Origin of the sequence: Actinomadura madurae, assembly GCF_900115095.1 — a bacterium.
Lineage (GTDB): Bacteria > Actinomycetota > Actinomycetes > Streptosporangiales > Streptosporangiaceae > Spirillospora > Spirillospora madurae.
Genome location: NZ_FOVH01000003.1, coordinates 158628 through 178019, shown reverse-complemented (window position 1 = coordinate 178019; position 19392 = coordinate 158628). Strand labels below are relative to the sequence as shown.

The 19392-nt window shown below is 70.5% G+C and carries 19 protein-coding genes; 8 read left to right on the top strand and 11 right to left on the bottom strand.

Features of this window, described 5'->3' with window-relative positions; all coding sequences use genetic code 11:
• Positions 1-4: 4 nt before the first annotated feature.
• Complete coding sequence (locus BM339_RS10435) at positions 5-853, bottom strand: DNA-3-methyladenine glycosylase family protein (protein ID WP_021594348.1); 849 nt, start codon at positions 851-853, stop codon at positions 5-7.
• A gap of 161 nt (positions 854-1014) precedes the next feature.
• Here BM339_RS10435 and BM339_RS10430 point away from each other — a divergent pair, with 161 nt between their 5' ends.
• The gene (locus BM339_RS10430) at positions 1015-1497 is read left to right on the top strand and encodes a hypothetical protein (RefSeq protein ID WP_021594349.1); all 483 of its coding nucleotides are present in this window, start codon (positions 1015-1017) and stop codon (positions 1495-1497) included.
• A 51-nt stretch (positions 1498-1548) separates the two neighbouring features.
• Here BM339_RS10430 and BM339_RS10425 read toward each other — a convergent pair whose 3' ends face one another.
• Both BM339_RS10425 and BM339_RS10420 read right to left on the bottom strand, forming a co-directional pair.
• A complete protein-coding gene (locus BM339_RS10425; protein WP_075020948.1) occupies positions 1549-1752 on the bottom strand; it encodes a DUF397 domain-containing protein in 204 nt (67 codons plus the stop codon).
• A gap of 16 nt (positions 1753-1768) precedes the next feature.
• Positions 1769-2626, bottom strand: coding sequence for a helix-turn-helix domain-containing protein (locus BM339_RS10420; protein WP_075020947.1), 858 nt, complete (start codon positions 2624-2626; stop codon positions 1769-1771).
• Positions 2627-2938: 312 nt separating this feature from the next.
• Here BM339_RS10420 and BM339_RS10415 point away from each other — a divergent pair, with 312 nt between their 5' ends.
• Entirely contained in the window at positions 2939-3592 is a 654-nt protein-coding gene (locus BM339_RS10415) for an ATP-binding protein (RefSeq protein ID WP_075020710.1), read from the top strand.
• Positions 3593-3612: 20 nt separating this feature from the next.
• On the opposite strand, the gene BM339_RS10410 is transcribed toward BM339_RS10415, so the two are convergent.
• From BM339_RS10410 to BM339_RS10390, 5 genes are all read right to left on the bottom strand, one after another.
• Complete coding sequence (locus BM339_RS10410) at positions 3613-4431, bottom strand: class I SAM-dependent methyltransferase (RefSeq protein WP_143118347.1); 819 nt, start codon at positions 4429-4431, stop codon at positions 3613-3615.
• Positions 4428-5615, bottom strand: a complete 1188-nt coding sequence (locus tag BM339_RS10405; protein WP_143118346.1) for a hypothetical protein — start codon at positions 5613-5615, stop codon at positions 4428-4430. Before BM339_RS10405 ends, BM339_RS10410 begins: the two co-directional genes overlap by 4 nt.
• 80 nt (positions 5616-5695) lie before the next feature.
• Positions 5696-6763, bottom strand: a complete 1068-nt coding sequence (gene manB, locus BM339_RS10400; RefSeq protein ID WP_075020707.1) for a mannose-1-phosphate guanylyltransferase — start codon at positions 6761-6763, stop codon at positions 5696-5698.
• Between the two features lie 38 nt (positions 6764-6801).
• Positions 6802-7950 carry a glycosyltransferase family 4 protein gene (locus BM339_RS10395; RefSeq protein ID WP_024934315.1) on the bottom strand — a complete coding sequence of 383 codons (1149 nt, stop codon included), beginning with the start codon at positions 7948-7950 and terminating at the stop codon, positions 6802-6804.
• A gap of 124 nt (positions 7951-8074) precedes the next feature.
• Positions 8075-8779, bottom strand: coding sequence for a methyltransferase domain-containing protein (locus BM339_RS10390; RefSeq protein ID WP_075020706.1), 705 nt, complete (start codon positions 8777-8779; stop codon positions 8075-8077).
• Between the two features lie 66 nt (positions 8780-8845).
• Here BM339_RS10390 and BM339_RS10385 point away from each other — a divergent pair, with 66 nt between their 5' ends.
• Complete coding sequence (locus BM339_RS10385; RefSeq protein WP_033330243.1) at positions 8846-9814, top strand: lysylphosphatidylglycerol synthase domain-containing protein; 969 nt, start codon at positions 8846-8848, stop codon at positions 9812-9814.
• Positions 9811-10134 carry a thioredoxin gene (trxA, locus tag BM339_RS10380; RefSeq protein WP_021594357.1) on the top strand — a complete coding sequence of 108 codons (324 nt, stop codon included), beginning with the start codon at positions 9811-9813 and terminating at the stop codon, positions 10132-10134. The genes BM339_RS10385 and trxA overlap by 4 nt, the downstream gene beginning before the upstream one ends.
• On the opposite strand, the gene BM339_RS10375 is transcribed toward trxA, so the two are convergent.
• From BM339_RS10375 to BM339_RS10365, 3 genes are all read right to left on the bottom strand, one after another.
• Positions 10109-11257, bottom strand: coding sequence for a glycosyltransferase family 4 protein (locus tag BM339_RS10375; protein ID WP_075020705.1), 1149 nt, complete (start codon positions 11255-11257; stop codon positions 10109-10111). The two genes, trxA and BM339_RS10375, sit on opposite strands and share 26 nt — an antisense overlap.
• Before the next feature lie 4 nt (positions 11258-11261).
• A complete protein-coding gene (locus tag BM339_RS10370) occupies positions 11262-12167 on the bottom strand; it encodes a glycosyltransferase family 2 protein (RefSeq protein WP_218163629.1) in 906 nt (301 codons plus the stop codon).
• Between the two features lie 130 nt (positions 12168-12297).
• A complete protein-coding gene (locus BM339_RS10365; protein ID WP_337959907.1) occupies positions 12298-14391 on the bottom strand; it encodes a hypothetical protein in 2094 nt (697 codons plus the stop codon).
• 70 nt (positions 14392-14461) lie between these two features.
• Between BM339_RS10365 and BM339_RS10360 the strand changes: the two genes are divergently transcribed.
• The 4 genes from BM339_RS10360 to BM339_RS10345 all read left to right on the top strand — a co-directional run bounded on the left by BM339_RS10360 (position 14462) and on the right by BM339_RS10345 (position 19342).
• The gene (locus BM339_RS10360) at positions 14462-15373 is read left to right on the top strand and encodes a TIGR03089 family protein (RefSeq protein WP_075020702.1); all 912 of its coding nucleotides are present in this window, start codon (positions 14462-14464) and stop codon (positions 15371-15373) included.
• A gap of 113 nt (positions 15374-15486) precedes the next feature.
• Positions 15487-16908: an LCP family protein gene (locus BM339_RS10355; protein WP_024934313.1), complete on the top strand. Its 1422-nt coding sequence runs from the start codon at positions 15487-15489 to the stop codon at positions 16906-16908.
• Positions 16909-16920: 12 nt separating this feature from the next.
• A complete protein-coding gene (locus BM339_RS10350) occupies positions 16921-18153 on the top strand; it encodes an acyltransferase family protein (RefSeq protein ID WP_081842270.1) in 1233 nt (410 codons plus the stop codon).
• Between the two features lie 16 nt (positions 18154-18169).
• The gene (locus BM339_RS10345; RefSeq protein ID WP_075020701.1) at positions 18170-19342 is read left to right on the top strand and encodes an acyltransferase family protein; all 1173 of its coding nucleotides are present in this window, start codon (positions 18170-18172) and stop codon (positions 19340-19342) included.
• The last annotated feature ends 50 nt before the right edge of the window (positions 19343-19392 follow it).

Below are 19392 nucleotides of genomic sequence, written 5' to 3'. Positions count from 1 at the left end.
CCGGTCAGAAGGACCGATAGTCCCGGACGGCCAAACGGGGGCCCCGCCTCGGCGGGTGCTTCCCGGACGATTCCAGCAGCCGGGTGACCCGGTACCGATGACCGGCGTAGGGCTCCAGCAGTTCGAGCATCCCGGCGTCGTCGACCTTGCGGCCCGCCAGCGCCCAGCCCACCAGGCCGGGCAGGTGGTAGTCGCCGACGGAGACGGCGTCGGGATCTCCGGCCGCCCGCTGCCGGATCTCGGCGGCCGTCCAGACCCCGATGCCGGGCAGCGACCGCAGCCGCCGCTCGCTCGGCTCCTCCTCCAGCCGCCGCGCCACCCGCGCCGCCCCGATGATCGTCCGGGCCCGGACGGCCTCCAGCCCGGACCGGTGCCACTCCCACGAGGGAATCCGGACCCACACCTCGGGCGGCGGCGGAACCCGCAGGTGCGGCGCCCCCGGCGCCGGCTCCCCGAACTTCCGCAGCAGGTACCCCCAGGCCCGCCACGCCTCCTGCCCGAGCACCTTCTGCTCCATCACGGCCGGGACGAGCGCCTCGAACACCCGCCGCGTCCGTCCGATCCGTAGACCGGGCCGCCTCAGCACCTGGTCCCGCACGACGTCATGCCGCGCGACGAACCCGTCGGGCTCGTCATCGGCCCCGAGCAACTCGGGCACCCCGTCGAGCAGCCACTCGGCCCCGGGCCCCCACCCCGTCGCCTCGACGACGTCACCGACCCACCGGAGCCGCAGCGTCCCCGGCCCGTCAGGCGTGTAGGACGCCCGCCAGAACGACCCGTCCCGCTCCACCCGGAACGCCGGATCGCGAGACCCGCGCCGATGCGGCGACAGCACCTCCGCGAGATCGAGCAACCACGGCGGCCGCCACTCCCGGACCCGGCCGGGGAGATGCCCAGCGGTCCTCTCCCCGGCCGCACGCGAACCGGACGGCACCGGAGCCACCGACCACCCACCCACCCCTCGCTCGACCGCGCTGCCGCGCCCAGTCTGCCACCGTCTGGCAAACTGACCCCATGAGTGCCACGCAGGCCCTATTAACTCTGCTCGGCCTCGCGATGAGCATCTCGGTTCCCCCCTGCGTGTTCACCTATTTCAAAACAAGAGCCAGCGAGAAAAGGGACCGAGAGGAACAAGCGGCGGCCCGTGACGCCCTGGCCAACGCACTCCCCTACTACCGCCGCGTCGAACTCGCCTACATCCGCCTGCGCCTCGAATCACCAGGCACTCAGGCCGCACGCGACGCGCACTCGGCGTCCTTCCGCGTCCGCTCGTCCGCCCATATGGCCCTCGTCGGAGTGCGGTTGTACTACACCGACCCGCGCATCCTGATGCTGGCGCAGCGCGCATTCGACCTCACCGGCGAGATTCACTACGCGAAAACAATGGAACAGGCCGCCGAGGACGCTCTGAAGTCGGCCCAGGCGCTCCTCCACTTCGTGACCGCCACCAACGCCACTGTCCACGCCCTGACTCCCAGTACAGGGATACACCGGTAGAAGGTCCCCACGCCGAACCAGCCCCGGTGTAGGCCGCGCGCTCAGATCGACTCAGAGGTCGCACGCACCCCGCTTGATCTGCGCCACCATCGCCGCCCAGGCACTCGGATCCAAGGTTAGGACGCCGCCTTCGGGGTCCTTCGAGTCCCGAACCAAGTGGTGCGCGTCGCGGACGCAGGTCTCGACGCAACCGTTCGCACCCTCGCTGTGGCTGCTCTTACGAAAGACAGTCCGGGGAAGACGGGGACTGGACATTTGCCCCTCCATGTGCTCATTGTCGCGTTAGCTGTTCGAGCATAGCCACCGACTCCTCGGGGCTCAGCGCCATGGCTGCTATCTCCTCGAACGCCAGCGAGTACGTGTGCACTTCCTTCTCGTCCTCGATGTAGAGAGCGCTCGTCATGTTCTCGACGTACACCACGTTCGGTGTGAACCGTTGGGGGAAGCCCAGAACGGCGAAGCTGCCCACGACTCCGGGATGCCCACCGGCGGCCAAGGGCATAATCTGGAACATCACGTTCGGCTGCTCGGTCAACTCGATGATCCGTCTGTACTGAGCGCACATCACCTCCGAACCACCGATGACCCGCCTGAGTGCGGTCTCGTCCAAGATCGTCCAGAGGCGCATAGGATCTTCCCGCTCCAGCCACGCCTTCTGTCGCGCCATGCGGGCCGCCACGCGACGCTCGACTTCTGAGGCCGGAGAAAAGCGCATCAAGATCGACTTGGCCACGTGGTGGGTGTAGTCCTCGGTCTGCATCAGGCCGTGCACGAGACCCATCGTGTAGGAGTTGAGCCACTCGGCCTCAGCCTCCAGCCCCATGTAGGTGGCATAGTCCGCAGGCAGGCTGTTCTCGTAGACGTCCCACCAGCCGCGTTGCCTGGCGGTGCGAGCGAAGCGGGCGAGTCCGTCCAATCGGGGCCCACTCACGCCATAGAGGGTCAACATCTGCTGAACCTCGGTCACGGTGACCCTGCGGATCGCGTTCTCGATCCTGGACAGCTTGGTCTTGCTCCAACCGAGCCGTTCAGCGGCCTCTTCCAGGTTCAGCGTCGTCGTGGACTCTCTGAGCCTTCGCAACTCACTGGCGAGGCGGCGCTCACGAACACTGGGTGGCCTGGTCGTCATGTGACCGAGCATGCCCGCCGCGTAGTCGCGCCTCAAGTTGTTCAGAGGAAGCTACCCGAAATGATCTTTAGTTTCTTCCTTAAAACTGTTGCGGACCTCATTGCAAACTCGCATCATGTGACCCCAGACACACCACGATGAGTGATTGATTTGTCGCTTTCCGTATCACTTGCGGCGATTCGTCATAGCGGAGGGAGGGCCTCAATGGAGGTCAAGGGGGCGTGGGGGTTGGTGACCGGGGGGTTGTGCGCGTGGCGGTTGCCCGGGGACGAGAGCGGGCCGGCAATGGCACGTCGCCTCGTCCGTCAGACAATGCTCGAACTGCGGCTCGACCCGGACGTGATCGAGGACGGAAAGCTCGCCGTGTCCGAAACCGCGACCAACGCGCTGCGGCACGCCGGATGCGCCCGAGGCGACCGGCCGCCCACTGCACCAGAACTCTGGATCTGGGCGCGGACCGTCCCATCCCCGCAGCTCGTCGTCTCCGTCTTCGACGGGGCGCGATCGACCACGCCGCACACCTCCGGGGCCGGACTGCTGGACGAGTACGGCAAGGGCCTCGAACTCGTCCGCCAAGTCACCGCCGACTGGGGCAGCACTCCGACCCGCTCCCGGGTCGACACGGCGTCCGTCCCCGGCAAGACCGTCTGGTTCGCCTTACCGCTCCCGCGCGACTGGCCCGGCATGCACCACCGCGTCCACCCGGGGACCGCCGCACACCACCTGCTGCTCAACCTCACCCGCCGCGGCTTCAAGGGCCAACGCAGCACCACCGAGGACGGCCTTTCCGTCCTCGTCCTCCCCACCCTCAACGTCTGGGTCCACCGCCGCACCTTCTGCTGGTGGTCCACCCCGCGCCGCTACCTCCGCCGCCCCCTCATCGACCTCCAGGAGACCACCGAACTCCTCGTCCACCACCTCGACACCACCCTCACCCCCGCCTACGTCCCCGCCCCGCACACGTGATGAAGCGACTCGCGCGTCGATCAAAGGGTCACGGTGGCGAGCATGCTCTCCCGGTCGACGCCGTACTTGCGCGCCATGGAGTCGGGAATTGCGACGTTCTGCTTGCGGACGAGAGTCAGCACGTCTTCGATCCTCGTGAGGGCGGGGCCTATCGCTCGCGTGATGATCGCGCGCAGTGTGCTCTCGGTGAAGTAGTACATGTGGTCGCTGTTGAAATGGACGTAGGCGGCCCCTTGCTCGGAGAGCAGCCGGCCGCCGTAGCGAGGGGTCAGGAGCACGATCTTGCCTTCGGGCGCCGTGAGACCGGCCGCCCAGCGCAGGGCCTCCACCGGGTCGGGTAAGTGCTCGATCACATCGATCAGCGTGACCACGTCGAAGGGCGCGGCAGCCGGGAGGTCGGCGGCCCCTATGCCGGCCCGCAGGTACCGTCCTCCGCCGCCGTGCGCCCGCGCCTGCTCGATCGCATGCTCCGAACCGTCCAGGCCGGTCGCTCCGACGCCGCGTTCGACCATCGCGTCGACCAGGAAGCCGCCGCCGCATCCCAGGTCGAGGACGTGCTGCGCGGCAGGCGCGAGGGAGAGCACCGTGTCCGCCAGCGCGCACGAGATCTCCCGGCGGACCGCCTCCTGCGCGCCGAAGTAATCGCTGTAGCCGGGCCCCGGGGCGTCCGCGCGCCGGTAGTAGCGCTCGTCGTAGGAACAGCGCACGAGCTCGCCGGTGCGCCCCACCATGGAGACGAGCGAGCAGCCGTGACACCGCACCACCGTGCCCATGGGCAGGGTGAACTCGGTTTCACGCGTCCTTCCCGCGCAGAGCACGCACGGTCGATAAGCGGTCACACCAATCCCTCAGATGTCGCCAGGTGGCGCCTGGCCTCTCCGAGTGTGTAGACGCTCCCGGGTGAGAACTCGCCGGCGAACAGAGCGTCGGTCAACTCCGCCCCGAAGAGTTCCCAGGCGCTGATGTCTTGTATCTCCCAGTTGGCTTTGAGGGTCGGCAGTTCGCGACGTGCGAACTCCGGGTCCTTGATGTGAGCGAGGCCGCAGATGTCGACTTCGCCGTTCAAAGCGTCGAACCCGAAACCAAGGATCCGGAAGTCCATCCCCCCGTTCTCGGCCGCGGCGATGATCCGGGCGATCGGCGGCTCCTGGTAGAACCACGTCGGATCCACCCGACTGCCGCGCTTTTCGACCTCCTCACCGCCGTACAGTTCCTCATAGACCTCGCGAAGAAAATTGTGGAAGACCGAGACCCTGGTCCGATCGGACAGGTCCATCGACTGGCAGCCGAAGACGGGCACGACGGCCAGCGCTCCGCCGTAAATGGACACCGAATGAGAACGCCGTTGGATCAGGACGCGAAGCCGCCCTTCCTCCGGGAAGACGAACGCGCATTGCATCCCGAACCCGTGCGCTCCGCGGCGGGCCTGGGCCGCGTCGCCCACGCTCGCGAGCACCGCCTCCCGGATGGGGGTCGGCGTTCGCGGGTTGCGGACGGCCGCGTAGGTCTCGTCCTCCAGGGCGCCGCACGCCGTCAAGAACTGGAAGTACTCCGCCAGGGCCAGCTTGATGCGCGGGCCGTCATCGGTTTCCCGAATCTCCTGGACCACCGATAGAAGGTCGTTCCAGGGCTCCCCGTTCTCATCGTCGACGGCTAGATAGGCACGGCGCCTGCGCAGGATCTTCTCGTCCACGACCACATCCGAGCGGCGGTGCGGCGTTTCCTGATCGATCAGCGTGTTCTCGTCGAAGTCGTAGTCGGTCCACGACGGTTTTGTGAGAAACGGGACGATCCGGCGCCGGTTGCCGTCCACCAGCATGTACAGATCGTCCAAGCCGTCCCGTCGCAGGTAGTACTCCAGCAGCCAGGAGTGGGTGAACCTCGGGTGCCGCTGCTCCTTGATCCGGCGGGCACCCGCCGACTCCCTGGCGCTCGTGATGCGCTGCCGCACTGATCGCACGCTTACCCCCAGCGAGAAGGCCAGCCCCGAGGCCACGAGATTGATGATCAGATCTTCCGTCACGGGGCACCCGCCGAGACTCGCCATCGAGGGATTTTTGCCGATCCAGTGCGTGCGGCCGGAAAGTCATCCTCGAAATGAGGCTACTCGGGAGAGAAGCGGACCGCGGACGCGGGAAGTGCCACATTCGGCCAGACCCGGGCGCCGTTGAGCAGTTCGTTGCCGGGCCCCACGGTGGCGCCGTCACCGATGACGCAGTCCTCCAGGACGGCGCCGGAGCAGACGCGGGCGCCATGGCCGATCACGGAGCGGAGCACGTGGGCGTCCTGCTCGATGACGGCGCCGTCGAACAGGACGCTGGACTCCACGCGGGTGTCCGGGCCGATCCTCGCCCCCGCGCCGACGGCGGTGCCGCCGCCGACCAGGGCGCTGGGCGCGACCGCGGCGTCCTCGATCAACAGGACGCCGTGCTCGTTCGCCGTCACGACCGGGGAGGGCATGGTGCCGAGGACGAGATCGGTGACGCCCCGGACGAACGCCGCGGGCGTGCCCACGTCCAGCCAGTACGCGGCTTCGACGTAGCCGCAGATCGCCTCGCCGGAAGCGAGCAGTTCGGGGAAGGTCTCGTACTCGGCCGACACGACCCGTCCCGCCGGGATGCGGTCGATCACCGAGCGGCGGAAGATGTAGCAGCCGGCGTTGACCTGGTTGGTCGGGGGGTTCGGCGACTTCTCCACGAAGTCGAGCACTCGACCGTCCGGCGATGTCGGCACCGAGCCGTACCGGCGGGCGTCGTCCACCAGGGTCAAGTGCAGGGTGACCGCGGCGTTGCCCTTCTCATGCGCCGTGATCTGAGCGGAGATGTCGTGCCCCGAGAGGATGTCGCCGTTGAGGACGAGAACGGGGCTGTCATCATCGCAGGTCAAGGCGGCTGAAGCGTTGCGGATGGCGCCCGCCGTGCCGAGGGGCTCGTTCTCGGTCGCGTAGACGATCTCCATGCCGAGGCGCGCGCCGTCACCGAACGCTTCGGCGAACATCTCGGCGCGGTAGGACGTCGCGAACACGATGCGGGTGACACCCGCGTTGCGCGCGCGCGTCAACTGGTGCTCCAGCAGCGGCACCCCGGCCGTCGGCAGGAGCGGCTTGGGGGTGGAGATGGTCAGGGGGCGCAGGCGGGTGCCCTGGCCGCCGACCAGAAGGATCGCTTCCACTCGGTTCCTTTCTCCACCACGGCCCGGTGGGAGCGAGCCTAGTGGCTGCGAGGCGCGGCGTACTGGTCCACTGCGCGCTGGTAGGAGGCCAGGTGCGCCTCGGCGGAGGCCTGCCAGGAGAACTTCTGCGAGCGGGCGTGGGCCGCCTCGGCCAGCTCGGCGCGGCGGGGCGGATCGTCCATCAGGGCGGTGAGGGCGTCGGCGATGCCGGCCGGGTCGGGCTCGGTGTATTCGACCGCGTCGCCGCCGACCTCCGGGAGGGGCCCGCGGTGGGTGGTGAGGACGGGCGCGCCGCAGGACATCGCCTCCAGGACCGGCAGCCCGAAGCCCTCGCCGCGGCTCGGGAGGGCGACGACCAGGGCGCCGCCGAAGAAGCCGGGCAGCGCCGACCAGGGCAGGTAGCCGGGGCGCAGGACGCGCAGCTCCAAGGGGACGGTGGCGAGGGCGGCGTCGACCTCGTCGTCCCAGCCGCCCCCGCCCGCGAGGACGAGCGCCGGGGCTTCCGGGCGGTCGGCGCAGGCCTGCACCCAGCCGCGGATCAGGCTCGGGACGTTCTTGCGCGGCTCCAGCGCCCCCAGATACGCCACGTAGGGACGGCCGTGCAGGCCGAGGCGGTCGGAGACGTGCTTGATCTCCGCCTCGGACGGCCGGTGGAACACCTCGTGGTCGACGCCGTGGTAGGCCACGTCGATGTGGGACGGGTCGGCGCCGAGGATGCGGACCAGCTCGTCGCGGGTCGCGCGGGACGGCGCGATCAGCCGGGTCGCGCGGCGGGCGGCGGACCGCGTCGCCGACTTGATGTAGGACGTGCGCACCGGGTCGTGCAGCTCCGGCTCGGCGAACAGCGTCACGTCGTGGATCGTCACCACGGTGGGCAGGCCCACGCCCACGGGCATCGTGTAGGTGGGCAGGTGGATGACGTCCGCGCCGACCCGTTCGGCCACGTGCGGCAGGCCCGACTGCTCCCAGGCGAGACGGGTGGCGCGGTGCGACAGCGTCGCCGGGCCGGCCACCACCTGGGCGCCCGGGACGAGACCCTCGTACCGTTTCGCGTCCGCGCGCTGGCAGGCGACGGCGAGATCGGCGCCCTGCGCGTGCAGGGCGCACAGCAGTCCATCGACGTACCGTCCGAGCCCGCCGCGGTCGGCCGGCACGGCGGTGGCGTCAAGCAGAATCCGAGGCGCCACGGTCCACTCCCCCATCCAGCGCGGTGGCGTAGATCACTTTTTACTCTTCGAGCCTACGCCCGCCGGGCGCACGCCCGCCGGATCCCATTCCACGCGATTCACGGTGGGAGCCCTCCCCACCGTCCTATCTCTTACGCGCGCGCACGAGAACGATGCTGCCCCGTTCGTTCGGCGCCTTGCGGTCGGCCAGCGCGACGAGCGGCGTCAGCGGCGCCGCCGCGTTGAAGCCGACCTTGCCGCCGTAGGTGGACAGCGACAGGTACAGGCGCTCGGTCGCGGCGGTCCGGAACTGGTAGCTGTGCTGGACGAGGTCGAGGCCCCGCTCGTCCATCAGCTTGCGCAGGCTGTCATGCGTGTAGGTGTGCTGGACGTGGTACCTGGCCTTGTGCGCGTCCCGCAGCTTCGGCCACGTGTCGGCGCGGCTCAGCACGTCGGCGGACATGAAGATCTCACCGCCGGGCTTCAGCACTCGCGCCATCTCGTCCAGCGACTTCCCGCCGTCGTCGAAGTGCTCGATCGCGCAGACCGACAGGATCGCGTCGAACGCGCCGTCCGCGAACGGGAGCCGGAGCGCGTCGCACTCGATCAGCGCGGGCGCGTGCGCGAGCGTCCGGCCGTAGACCATCTTCCCGCGGGCGAGGTCGATCGACACCGCCTCGGCCCCGCGCCTGCGCGCCCGGCCGGCCCAGTAGCCGTCGCCGCCGGCGACGTCGAGGACCCGCTTGCCGCGCAGGTCGCTTCCCATCCAGCCGAGCAGCGTCCCCGCCTCGCGGTACCGGCACACGTGCACCTGGTGCCCCATGAAGGCGACCACATCCGAAATCTTCATCGCACCCCAACTCTAGGCCGCCCGGACGGCTGCGACGCCACGTTCGCCTACGCTGGGCGCGTGAAGATGAAGGTCGTCGCCGTCCGGGCACTGCGCGTGTTCCTGGTACTGCTCGCGCTGGCGTTCTGCGGCTACAGCGTGGCGTCGCAGTGGGACGCGACGGTGGACGCGTTCCGGCAGATGTCGTGGGCCGCGCTCGCCGGCGCGCTCGCCGCGGGCCTGGCGGGGCTCTTCGTCTGGATGCTCGGGTGGCGGGAGTTCCTCGGCGGGCTCGGCTCGCCGCTGCCGGTCCGGGCGATCTTCCGGATCTCCGGCATCTCCCAGCTCGGCAAGTACGTGCCGGGCAAGGTGTGGGCGCTGGTCACGCAGATCGAGATGACGCGCGAGCACAAGGTGCCGCCGGAGCGCAGCTTCGGGTCGACGATGCTGGCGGTCGCGACGTCCACGTCCTGCGGGCTGGCCGTCGCCGCGGTGACCCTGCCGCTGACGTCCGAGGCGGCGCGCGACCGGTACTGGTACCTGTTCCCGCTGGCGCCGGTCCTGCTGGCGCTGCTGCATCCGAGGGTCGTGACGTGGGCGCTCGGCGTGATGCTCTCGCTCATCCGGCGGCCACCGCTGGAGCACCCGGTGAGCCTCGGCGTCACCCTGCGGGCCATCGGCTGGACGGTCCTCGGCTGGGCGCTGTTCGGCGTCCACACCTGGCTGCTGTGCATGGCCGTGGGCGGCGACGGCACGGGCCTGCCGTTCGTCGCGACCGGGGCGTACGCGCTGGCGTTCGTCGCGGGCTTCCTGGTCTTCATCGCGCCGGGCGGCATCGGGGCGCGGGAGGCGGCGCTGACGGTGGTCCTCACGCCGGTGCTGCCGGCGGGCGCGCCGGTCGTGGTCGCGATCGCGTCCCGGGTGCTGCTGACCGCCGCCGATCTGATCAACGCGGGGGTGGCGCTCCTGCTCGGGCGTACGGCGCCCGCCGCCGGGAATGAACCGCCGTCCAAGGAGCTTGTGACGGGTACACAGCCTACGAAGGAGGGACCGTGACGGCCCCGATCACCGTGACCGACGCGACGTTCGCGGACGAGGTCCTCAACAGCGACACCCCGGTGCTGGTCGACTTCTGGGCCGACTGGTGCGGGCCGTGCCGCATGATCGCTCCGGTGCTGGAGCAGATCGCCGAGGAGCAGGACGGCAAGATCAAGATCGCGAAGCTCGACTACGACGCGAACCCGGAGACGCCGAACAAGTACGGCGTGATGGGCCTGCCGACCCTGCTGCTCCTCAAGAACGGCGAGGTCGTGGAGCAGATCGTCGGCGCCAAGCCCAAGCGGGCCCTGCTCAAGGTGCTCGAACCGCACCTGTGAGCGCGTCGCCGGTGAGGATGTCCAGATAGGCGGCCCAGACCGGGCCGTGGTCGACCGGGCGGACGCCGGAGCGCAGGCGCTCCGGCTCCCCCGGCTCATAGAAGCGGCGGACGGCGGCGGCGAGCGACGCCGCGTCGTCCGGCGCGCAGATCAGGCCGTCCACGCCGTCGCGGATCTGCTCGGCGAACCCGCCCACGTCCGTGGCGATCACCGGCAGGCCGTGCTCGTAGGCCATCCACACGTTCTGCGACGAGGTCGCCGACCGGTAGGGCATCACGAGCGCGTCGGCGGCGGCGAACAGCCCGGGGATGTCGGCGGCCGGGACGTACCCGGGCCTCAGCTCCACCCGCGACGCCAGGTCCAGTGACCCGATCAGCTCGCGGGTCTCGTCCAGGCCGCCCCAGAACTCGCCCGCGACGGTGAGCCCGACGTCGCCGGGGCCTTCCGCCAGGGCGCGCAGGAGGACGTCCAGCCCCTTGTACGGGCGGACGATCCCGAAGAACAGCAGGCGCCGGCGCACCTTCTCGTCGCCGGGCGCCGCGGTGCCGGCCGACGGCAGATGCGCGGCCATCTCGGCGACGCGCACCGGGCGGCGGGTGAGCGTCCGCGCCAGGTCCGCCTGCGCCTCGGTGTGGACGAGGACGCCGTCCACCCTCCGCAGCAGCCGCCTCATCAGCGGCTCGTCATAGGCCTTGCGCTCGTGCGGCAGCACGTTGTGGCACAGCGCCACCACCCTGCTTTTCGAGGGGGGACGACCCCCCACACCCCCCGGGACCTTCTTGGTGTCGCGTCCCAGGCCGGCGAGGATCCCCAGGTAGGACGGGACCTGGACGGTGCTCAGCACCACCAGGACGACCAGGTCGGACGAGCGCAGCGCGCGGCCGGTGCGCCACCAGCCGTCCGGGCGCCGCCAGTCGAGGCGGCGCCGCGTGCCGGGGAACGGCTCCCCCTCCGGCTCGGAGATCGTCTGCTGCCCCGGGTACAGGAAGGACGGGTACTGGGCCCGCCACGACTCGATGACGACGTCGTGCCCGGCCGCCGCCAGCCGGTGCGCCAGCTCGGTCGTGTGCCGGGCGCCGCCGCCCTTGTACGGGAACGCCGGCCCGACGATCGCGATCCGCATGCCGCTAGACGTCGCCGCGCGATCGGACGATCAGGTCGGCGAGCAGCGCCAGCGACGCGATGATCAACCCGGTCACGAAGATCATGATGGTGTTGTTGGCGAAGTAGCCGAAGTGCACCACCATGTCGAACACGCCCTTGAGCAGCCCGATGACGATCAGCCACAGCGCGGGCGGCATCAGCACCTTGAGCGGGTTGAAGTACATCACCATCCGCAGCACCTGGAGGATGTAGCGGTAGGCGTCCTTGGTGAAGTGGAACTTCGACTTGCCGGCCCGCTTGGCGTAGTCGATCGGCATGTACCGGACCGGGTGCTGGTTCGACAGGAACGCGATCGTGATCGTGGTGACGCAGGAGAACCCGGGCGGCAGCAGCCGCAGGTAGGGCAGCGACACCTCGCGGCGGAACGCGCGCAGCCCCGAGTTCAGGTCGGGGATCTTGGTGTTGGTGAGCCGCTCGGCGACCTTGCGGATGAACCACTTGGCGGGCACCCGCAGCGCCTTGTGCGTCCCCTCCTCCGACGTGCGCGCCCCGACGACCTGGTCGATGGCCGGGTCGGTGTCGAGGACGTCGACCAGCTCGGGGATCCGCTCGTTCGGGTAGGACATGTCGGCGTCGGTCCACACCACGATCTCGCCGCGCGCCTGCTGCGAGCCGATCCGCCGGACGGTGCCCGACCCGCTGTTGTGCTGGAAGGCCAGGATCCGCATGTTCGGGAACCGCGGCTCCGCCTCGCGCAGCCGGGCGAGCGTCTCGTCGGTCGAGCAGTCGTCGACGGCCAGCAGCTCGTAGGTCTTGCCGGCGGCGTCCATCGCCTTGCAGATGCGCTCGACCTCGTCGAGCACGTGGTCCTGCTCGTTGTAGCAGGGCAGGACGATCGTGACGTGGACCGGCCCGGACGGCGGTTCCACGGCCTGGGGAACGGCCGCGGGCGCGGGCGCGGGATCCGGCGGCGGCTCGGGCGCGTGCGTGGGCCTCGGCTCGGCAGACTGGGTGCTCACGCAGCGCGAGGATACTCGCACCCGCGCACCGGGGAGGCATCTACGGCCGGGCGGGCTCGGCGATCCAGACGTCCATGGACAGGCCCCACGTCCCGCCGGGGGGCTCGGTGAGGGTGCGCCCGTCCTGCCGGGTCCGCACGTGCAGGACCCGGCGCGGCGGCCCGTACCGGGCGACCTGCTCCCGCGTCGCCGCCATGATCACCGGAGTCCGGCCGGCGGCCCGTACCCTGCCGGCGACGCGCTCGACGTCGCCGGGCGTGGTCGCGCCGCCGGTGCGCGCGGCGGGCAGCCCGCACATCCCCCGCACGACCTGGAGGAACCGGTCGGCGGTGGACTGCTCGACCATCACCACCGAGGCGCGCGGGTCCAGCTCGCGGCACATGCCGTCGACGGCCGCGACCTCGTGCTGCTCGGTGCGGGTCACCAGGAAGCCGCCGGAGGTGATGAGGACCGGCACGAGCATCAGCGCGACGCCGGCGACGGTGCCCGCCCGCACCACCGCCGGGCCGTACCCGAGCCGCCGGACGCGCTTGACCGTCCACGCGCACGCGAACACGGTGAACAGCAGCAGCCCGGGGATGACCAGGCCGATCAGCCGGCGGGACGCCCACGGATGGTCGGGCGTGATCCCGGGCCGGACCAGCACCTGCGCGGTGGTCCAGACGATCATCGTGTAGGGCAGCAGCCACTCCGGGGACCGCCCGCGCAGCAGCCGCCGCACCAGCAGCCCCGCGCCCAGGGTGGCGAACAGCAGCGCGGGGATGCCGATGTACCAGCCGACCCAGTAGAGGGACAGCTCGGAGTACTGGCGGGTGCCGTCCAGCGGGAGGTGCTGGATCTTCTGGATCGTCTCGATGAACCGGACGTTCATCTCGTCGTCCTTCGTCGCCGGCACGCGCCGGACGGTCTGCACGAGCGGCCGGACGGCGAAGCCCGCCATGACGACCACGGTGAGGACCGCGGCGGCCCCCGGCACCCGGCCGCGGGCGACCGACGCGCCCGCCCGGCGCAGCCACGCGCCCGTCCCGCCCCGGCGGAGCAGCACGACCATGGCCGCCGTGGCGACGATCACCGCGGCGGTGATCGCCAGCAGGGGCTTCAGGGAGGAGCCCAGGTAGGAGAGGTACGGCCTGGACAGCACGACCCCCTCGACCAGCCCGGCGCCCGCCCCGAGCACCAGGCCGCCCGCCGTCCAGTACCCGGCCGGCCGCCGGTGCGCGACGAGGAGGCCGGCGAACGCCAGGACCGGCAGGACGTCCCGCAGCCCGTCGATGCGGACGAGCACGATCAGCCCGAGCACGGCCCCGGCGAGGAACGCCTTCGCGTCGGCGGCCCGCCCCTCCTCCCGCCGGACGTCGTCCATCAGCGACAGGCCGCCCAGGAGCAGCACGAGCGCGGGCAGCTCGCTGAAGGTGCTGCGGGAGACGTAGAGCATCGGCAGCGTCAGCGCGAGCAGCAGCGCCCCGGCGGGCGCCCAGCGCGGTCCGACGAGGCGCGCCACCAGCCCGGCGAACGACAGCACGCAGCACGCGCCGAGCAGGGGCGCCATGAGCAGCATCCCGTGGGTGCCGCCGATCCATCCGGCGGGCGCCAGCACCAGCGGCAGCCCCGCCATGAACTGCGGGACGACGGCGCCGTCGTGCTGGTAGAAGGCGGGGCTCTGGAAGTGCAGCGCGGCGTCCGGGCCGCCGAAGGCCGCCTCCCGCGTCGGGATCGGCAGGGACCCGTGCTCCGCCAGCCAGGTCGCGAACTGGACGTAGGACGCGGGGTCGCGGCGGACGACGATCTGCTCCGCGCACATGACCGCCTGGAGCACCAGGAACGCGGCCGTGATCGCGAAGACCGCCCACGCCGGCCACCGCTGCGCCGCGTGCGCGCTCCCTGGGCGACCCTCGCGGGCGGGACGGGCGGCGGCGGGACGGGAGCGCAGGCCCGTCCACAGCAGCAGTGCCGCGACCGGCACGAACAGCGCGACCGCCGGCGCCGGACGGAACACCCCCGCGAGGAGCAGCGGCAGCGACACCGCCAGCCAGGCCGCGACGAGGAGCGCCGGAGCCACGGTGGCCCGGGCGAGCAGCCGGCCCGCGTTCATAGTCCCCGCCCCATGCTCGCTCGCGTGAGTTCCGTCATCCACCCGTGCGGAGCGTAGCGGCACCGGCGAGGTGCCGCCGCACCGGCGATCATGCGCGCCTACGCTCGGACCCATGAGCGCACATGACGGCGGGGCGGCCACGCCCGCGGAGCTGCTGCGGCGGCGGGTCGGCGACGACCCCTCCCGGCCGCTGGTCACCTTCTACGACGACGCGCGCGGCGAACGCGTCGAGCTGTCCGCGCGGACGTTCGACAACTGGGTGGCCAAGACGGCGAACTTCCTCGTGGACGGGCTCGCGGCCGAGCCGGGGACCCGCGTCGTCCTCGTCCTGCCGCCGCACTGGCAGACGGCGGTGTGGCTGATGGCCTGCTGGTCGGCCGGGCTGGTCGCCGAGCCGCTCGACCCGGACGCGGTCCGGCGGGACGGGGCCGAACGCAGCAGGGCCGAACCGATCGCGGGATCGGCGCCGTATCAACGTGGGGGGACGACCCCCCACACCCCCCGGAACGGCCCTTACATAGTGGCGGCGGCGCAGGAGGTGCTGGACGAGGTGACGGCGGACGACGTGCTCGCGGGCGGGGCCGAGGAGATCGTGGGGCTCTCGCTGCACGCGCTGGGCGGCCCGCTCGCCGCGTGCCCGCCCGGGGTGACCGACTACGCCGCCGAGGTCCGCGCCTACGGGGACCGGTTCACGCCTGGGCCGGAGGTGACCCCGGAGACGCCTGCGATGAGTGTGACAAAGGCCACATTCACCGCGGGGGAGCTGGTGACCTCGGCCCGCGAGGCCGCCGCGAAATGGGAGCTGGACGCCCGCGACCGGCTTCTGGTTGACATGTCGTTCGCCACACTCGACGGGGTACTGACCGGCCTTCTCGCACCACTAGCCTCAGGTGCTTCCGTCATAATCCAACGAAACTTTGACAAAGCCACCCTAGATCGTCGCCTGACCGTGGAGCATGTGACGGTGGTGGCCGGTCCGCCCGGACCGAATGACGAATCCGGGTCCCCGTACCGGCTCCCCTGACCTACGCTCTCCCTTGCCCCAGTCCCGTCACCGACCCCTGAAAGCGGTCCAACCCCGTGGGGGGCCGACCCCACACCCCCGGGAACCGCCCAGACCCCCGGACCTCGGAGCCGATGAACAGCAACCCGATGTACATGGAGTACGTCGACGACGCCGACCCGCAGTCGGCGCCTCGACGCGGCTGGCGCATCCTCGGTTGGGTGTGCATCGGACTGTCGGCGGTCATGGTGGTGGGCTCTCTCACCGCCTACGGCCTGTACCGCAAGGCGTTCGGCAACATCTCCCACGAGGACGTCAACGCGCAGCTCGGACCCAACCGGCCGAAGAAGCTGAACAACGCGATGAACATCCTCCTGCTCGGGTCCGACACCCGCGCGGGGGCCAACGCCAAGTACGGCCGGCGGCTGAAGAACGAGGCGCCGCGCTCGGACACGATGATCCTGCTGCACCTGTCGCCCGGCGGCGGGCAGGCGATGGGCATCAGCTTCCCGCGCGACCTGATGGTCCGGATGCCGTCCTGCAAGAGCCGCAACGGCGGGGTGATCCCGGCGCAGTCCCGCGCGCAGATCAACTCCGCGTTCACCAACGGCGGCGCGGCCTGCGTCATCAAGACGATCGAGAGCCTCTCCAACATCCGGATCGACCACTTCATGCAGGTCGACTTCAACGGCTTCAAGACCATCACCAAGGCGGTCGGCGGCGTCCCGGTGTGCCTGTCGAAGAGCGTCAACGACCCGAAGTCCGGCCTCCGGCTGAGCAAGGGCAAGCACGAGATCAGCGGAGAGACGGCGCTGGCGTACGTGCGCGTCCGGCACGGCCTCGGCGACGGCTCCGACACCGACCGCATCAAGCGCCAGCAGAAGTTCATGGGCGCCCTCGCCGCCAAGGCGATGAGCGCGGGCGTGCTGAGCAACCCGCGCAAGCTCTACACGCTGATGAACGCGGTCACCAAGTCGCTCACCACCGACAAGGAGCTGAAGCCGCAGGTCATGATGGACATCGCCCAGGAGATGCAGGGCATGACCTCCGGCAAGCTGCGGTTCGTGACCGTCCCGTCCGGGCCCGACCCGGCCGACCCGAACCGGGTGGCGCTCACCGACGCGGCCACGCCGTTCTTCGCGGCCGTCCGCAACGACAAGACGGTGCCGAAGGAGCCCAAGCCGGGCGCCTCGAAGATCCCGCCGAGCCAGGTGCGGGTGCGGGTCTACAACGGCAGCGGCATCGACGGCCAGGCCGGCCGGGTGGCCGACGACCTGGAGTCGCAGGGCTTCCAGGTCACGGTCGGCGGGAACGCGCCCGCCCCCGCCTCCGCCACGAAGGTGCTGTACGGTGCCGGCGCCGACCAGCAGGCCCGGACCCTGACCGCGCTGATCCCGAGCGCCCCGCAGCCGACGGCGCGCACCTCGGGCGGCACGCCGGGCGTCGTCGACCTCGTGGTCGGGCGGAACTGGACGAACCTCAAGAGTTCCGGCGGCGGCATTCCGAAGCAGCAGGGCGAGATCCGCGCAAGTGACGACATCTGCAAGGGAACCTGACCGGGCAGCCGTATGACCTACACCACCAGGCCCAGTGGGGGCGAGACGGCACAGCGGACCGATCCAACGGCGTTCGGCGACCCGGGCGCGCCGCCCGCGGAGGCGATCCCCCCAGAGACGGTGCCTTCAGAGACGGTGCCCTCCGCGGCGGAGGCGCCCGGCGTCGCCGTCGCAGGAGCGGCCGCGGCTCCCGGCACCGCGACGGCTCCGGCCACCACGCCGGCGCCGCGGCCCGCCAAGAAGCGCGACCCGTTCTTCGACAACGCCAAGTACTTCGCGATCCTGCTGGTGGTGGCGGGGCACTCCCTGGCCAACCTGCTGAACGTCCCGCTGGCCAAGGGCCTGTACATCTTCATCTACATGTTCCACATGCCGCTGTTCATCGTGATCACCGGCTACTTCTCGCGGAACTGGACGTTCGCCGGCGGCAAGGCGCGCAAGCTCATCACCAACGTCGGCGTGCCGTACGTGGTGTTCGAGGTCGCCTATTCGCTGTACGACTGGCTCGCCGGGCGCAACGAGCTGGAGATCAGCCTGCTGAACCCGTACTACCTGACGTGGTTCCTGTGCGCGCTGTTCATGTGGCGGCTGTCCACCCCGGTCTGGCAGCAGATCCGCTGGCCGCTCGCCGTCGCGCTGGTGTTCGCGCTGCTGTCGTACATGAGCGACATCGGCGGCACGTTCGACATCCACCGGGTGCTCGGGCTGCTCCCGTTCTACGTCCTCGGCCTCTGCCTGAAGCCGGTGCACTTCGAGCTGCTGAAGAAGCCGATCGCGCGGCCGATCGGGGCCGTGGTGCTCGCCGCCGGCCTCGCCGGGACGTACCTGGTCATGAACCACATGTCGCGCAACTGGATCTACTGGAAGCACGCGCACGAGGACCTCGGGGTCGGCAACTTCGCCGGGACGCTGATGCGGCTCGCGATGTTCGCCTTCGCGATCGTGTGCGTCGCCGCGTTCCTCAGCCTGATCCCGCGCCGGGAGCACTGGTTCACCCACCTCGGCGCCTACACGCTGTACGCCTACCTGCTGCACGGGTTCGTCACCCGCCTCCTGAACTTCACCGGCTGGTGGGGCGCCGACTGGATGCACACCCCGCCCGGGGTGGTCATCGTGATCGTCGGCGCCCTGGTGGTCGGTACGTTCCTGTGTTCCAAGCCCGTCGTCCGGACGATGAGCTGGGCACTGGAGCCGAAGATGACCTGGGTGTTCACCCCCCTGCGACGGCCCGCACGCTCCCGCTAGGGCCAGCCCCGGAGCTATGACCGACATCCTCCCGACCCCGCATCCCGCCACCGGCGGCGCACCCCCCGTCCCGGGCGGTGCGACCGCCCCGGGCGGCACGTCCCCGGCCATCGCGCCGGACGTCAGGACGCCCGCCGGCGAGCCGGCCACGCCCCCGCCCGCTCCCGCGCCCAAGCAGCGGGACGCCTACTTCGACAACGCCAAGTTCTTCACGGCCATCCTGGTCGTGCTCGGCCACGTGTGGGCGCAACTCGGCGACAGCAACGCGGTGGACGCCGCCTACGTCGTCCTGTACGCCTTCCATATGCCGGTCTTCGTCTTCATCTCCGGCTACTTCTCGCGCGGGTTCATGCGGTCGACGGACAAGTTCCGCAGCATTTTCCCGACCCTTGTCGTTCCCTATGTGATATTCATCCTGCTTTACCGGGCGCAATTGATATTCATCAACGACGTCGACTTCCGGTTGAGCGAGATCTTCCGGCCGCATTTCCTGATGTGGTTCCTCGTGGCGCTGGTCCTGTGGCGGCTGAGCGCCCCGCTCTGGGGCCACCTGCGCCACCCCGTGGCGATCTCCGTCGCGCTGAGCCTGGTCGCGGGCAGCTGGGCGTTCACCGCCGACTCGACGGTCAGCCGGGCGGCCGGGCTGCTGCCGCTGTTCGTCCTCGGGCTGACGATCAAGCCCGAGCACGTGCGCCGGCTGCGCGCCGGATGGGCGCGCTGGGCGGGGCTCGCCGTGCTCGCCGCGGCGCTGCCCGTCGCCTACGTCTGGCGGCTCGGCGACGTCGTCCCCAGGATCGACACGGGTTTCCTGTACTGGAACAAGGGCTACGCGGACCTGGGGTTCGGCGCCGCGGAGGGAATGACCTGGCGTCTCGTGACGCTGGCGTTCGCCGTCCTGCTCGGCGCCGCGTTCCTCGCCTGCGTCCCGCGCGGGCGCGCCTGGTACACCGAGATGGGCACCCGGACGATGTACGTGTACCTGCTCCACGGGCTCATCGTGAAGACGTTCGACTACACCGGCATGCTGGACAAGCCGTTCCTGCACGAACCGCTCGGCATCGTCGCGGTCACGCTCGCCTGCGTGGCGCTCGGCGTCGTCCTCGCCACCGCGCCCGTCCAGCGGCTCACGCGGTGGGCCGTGGAGCCCGACGCGCGGTGGTTGCTCAAGCCCGCCCATGGGCGGACATAAGATTCAACGGCGATCTGCGGGTATAGTCCAGATTCACCGAGTAGCTGATT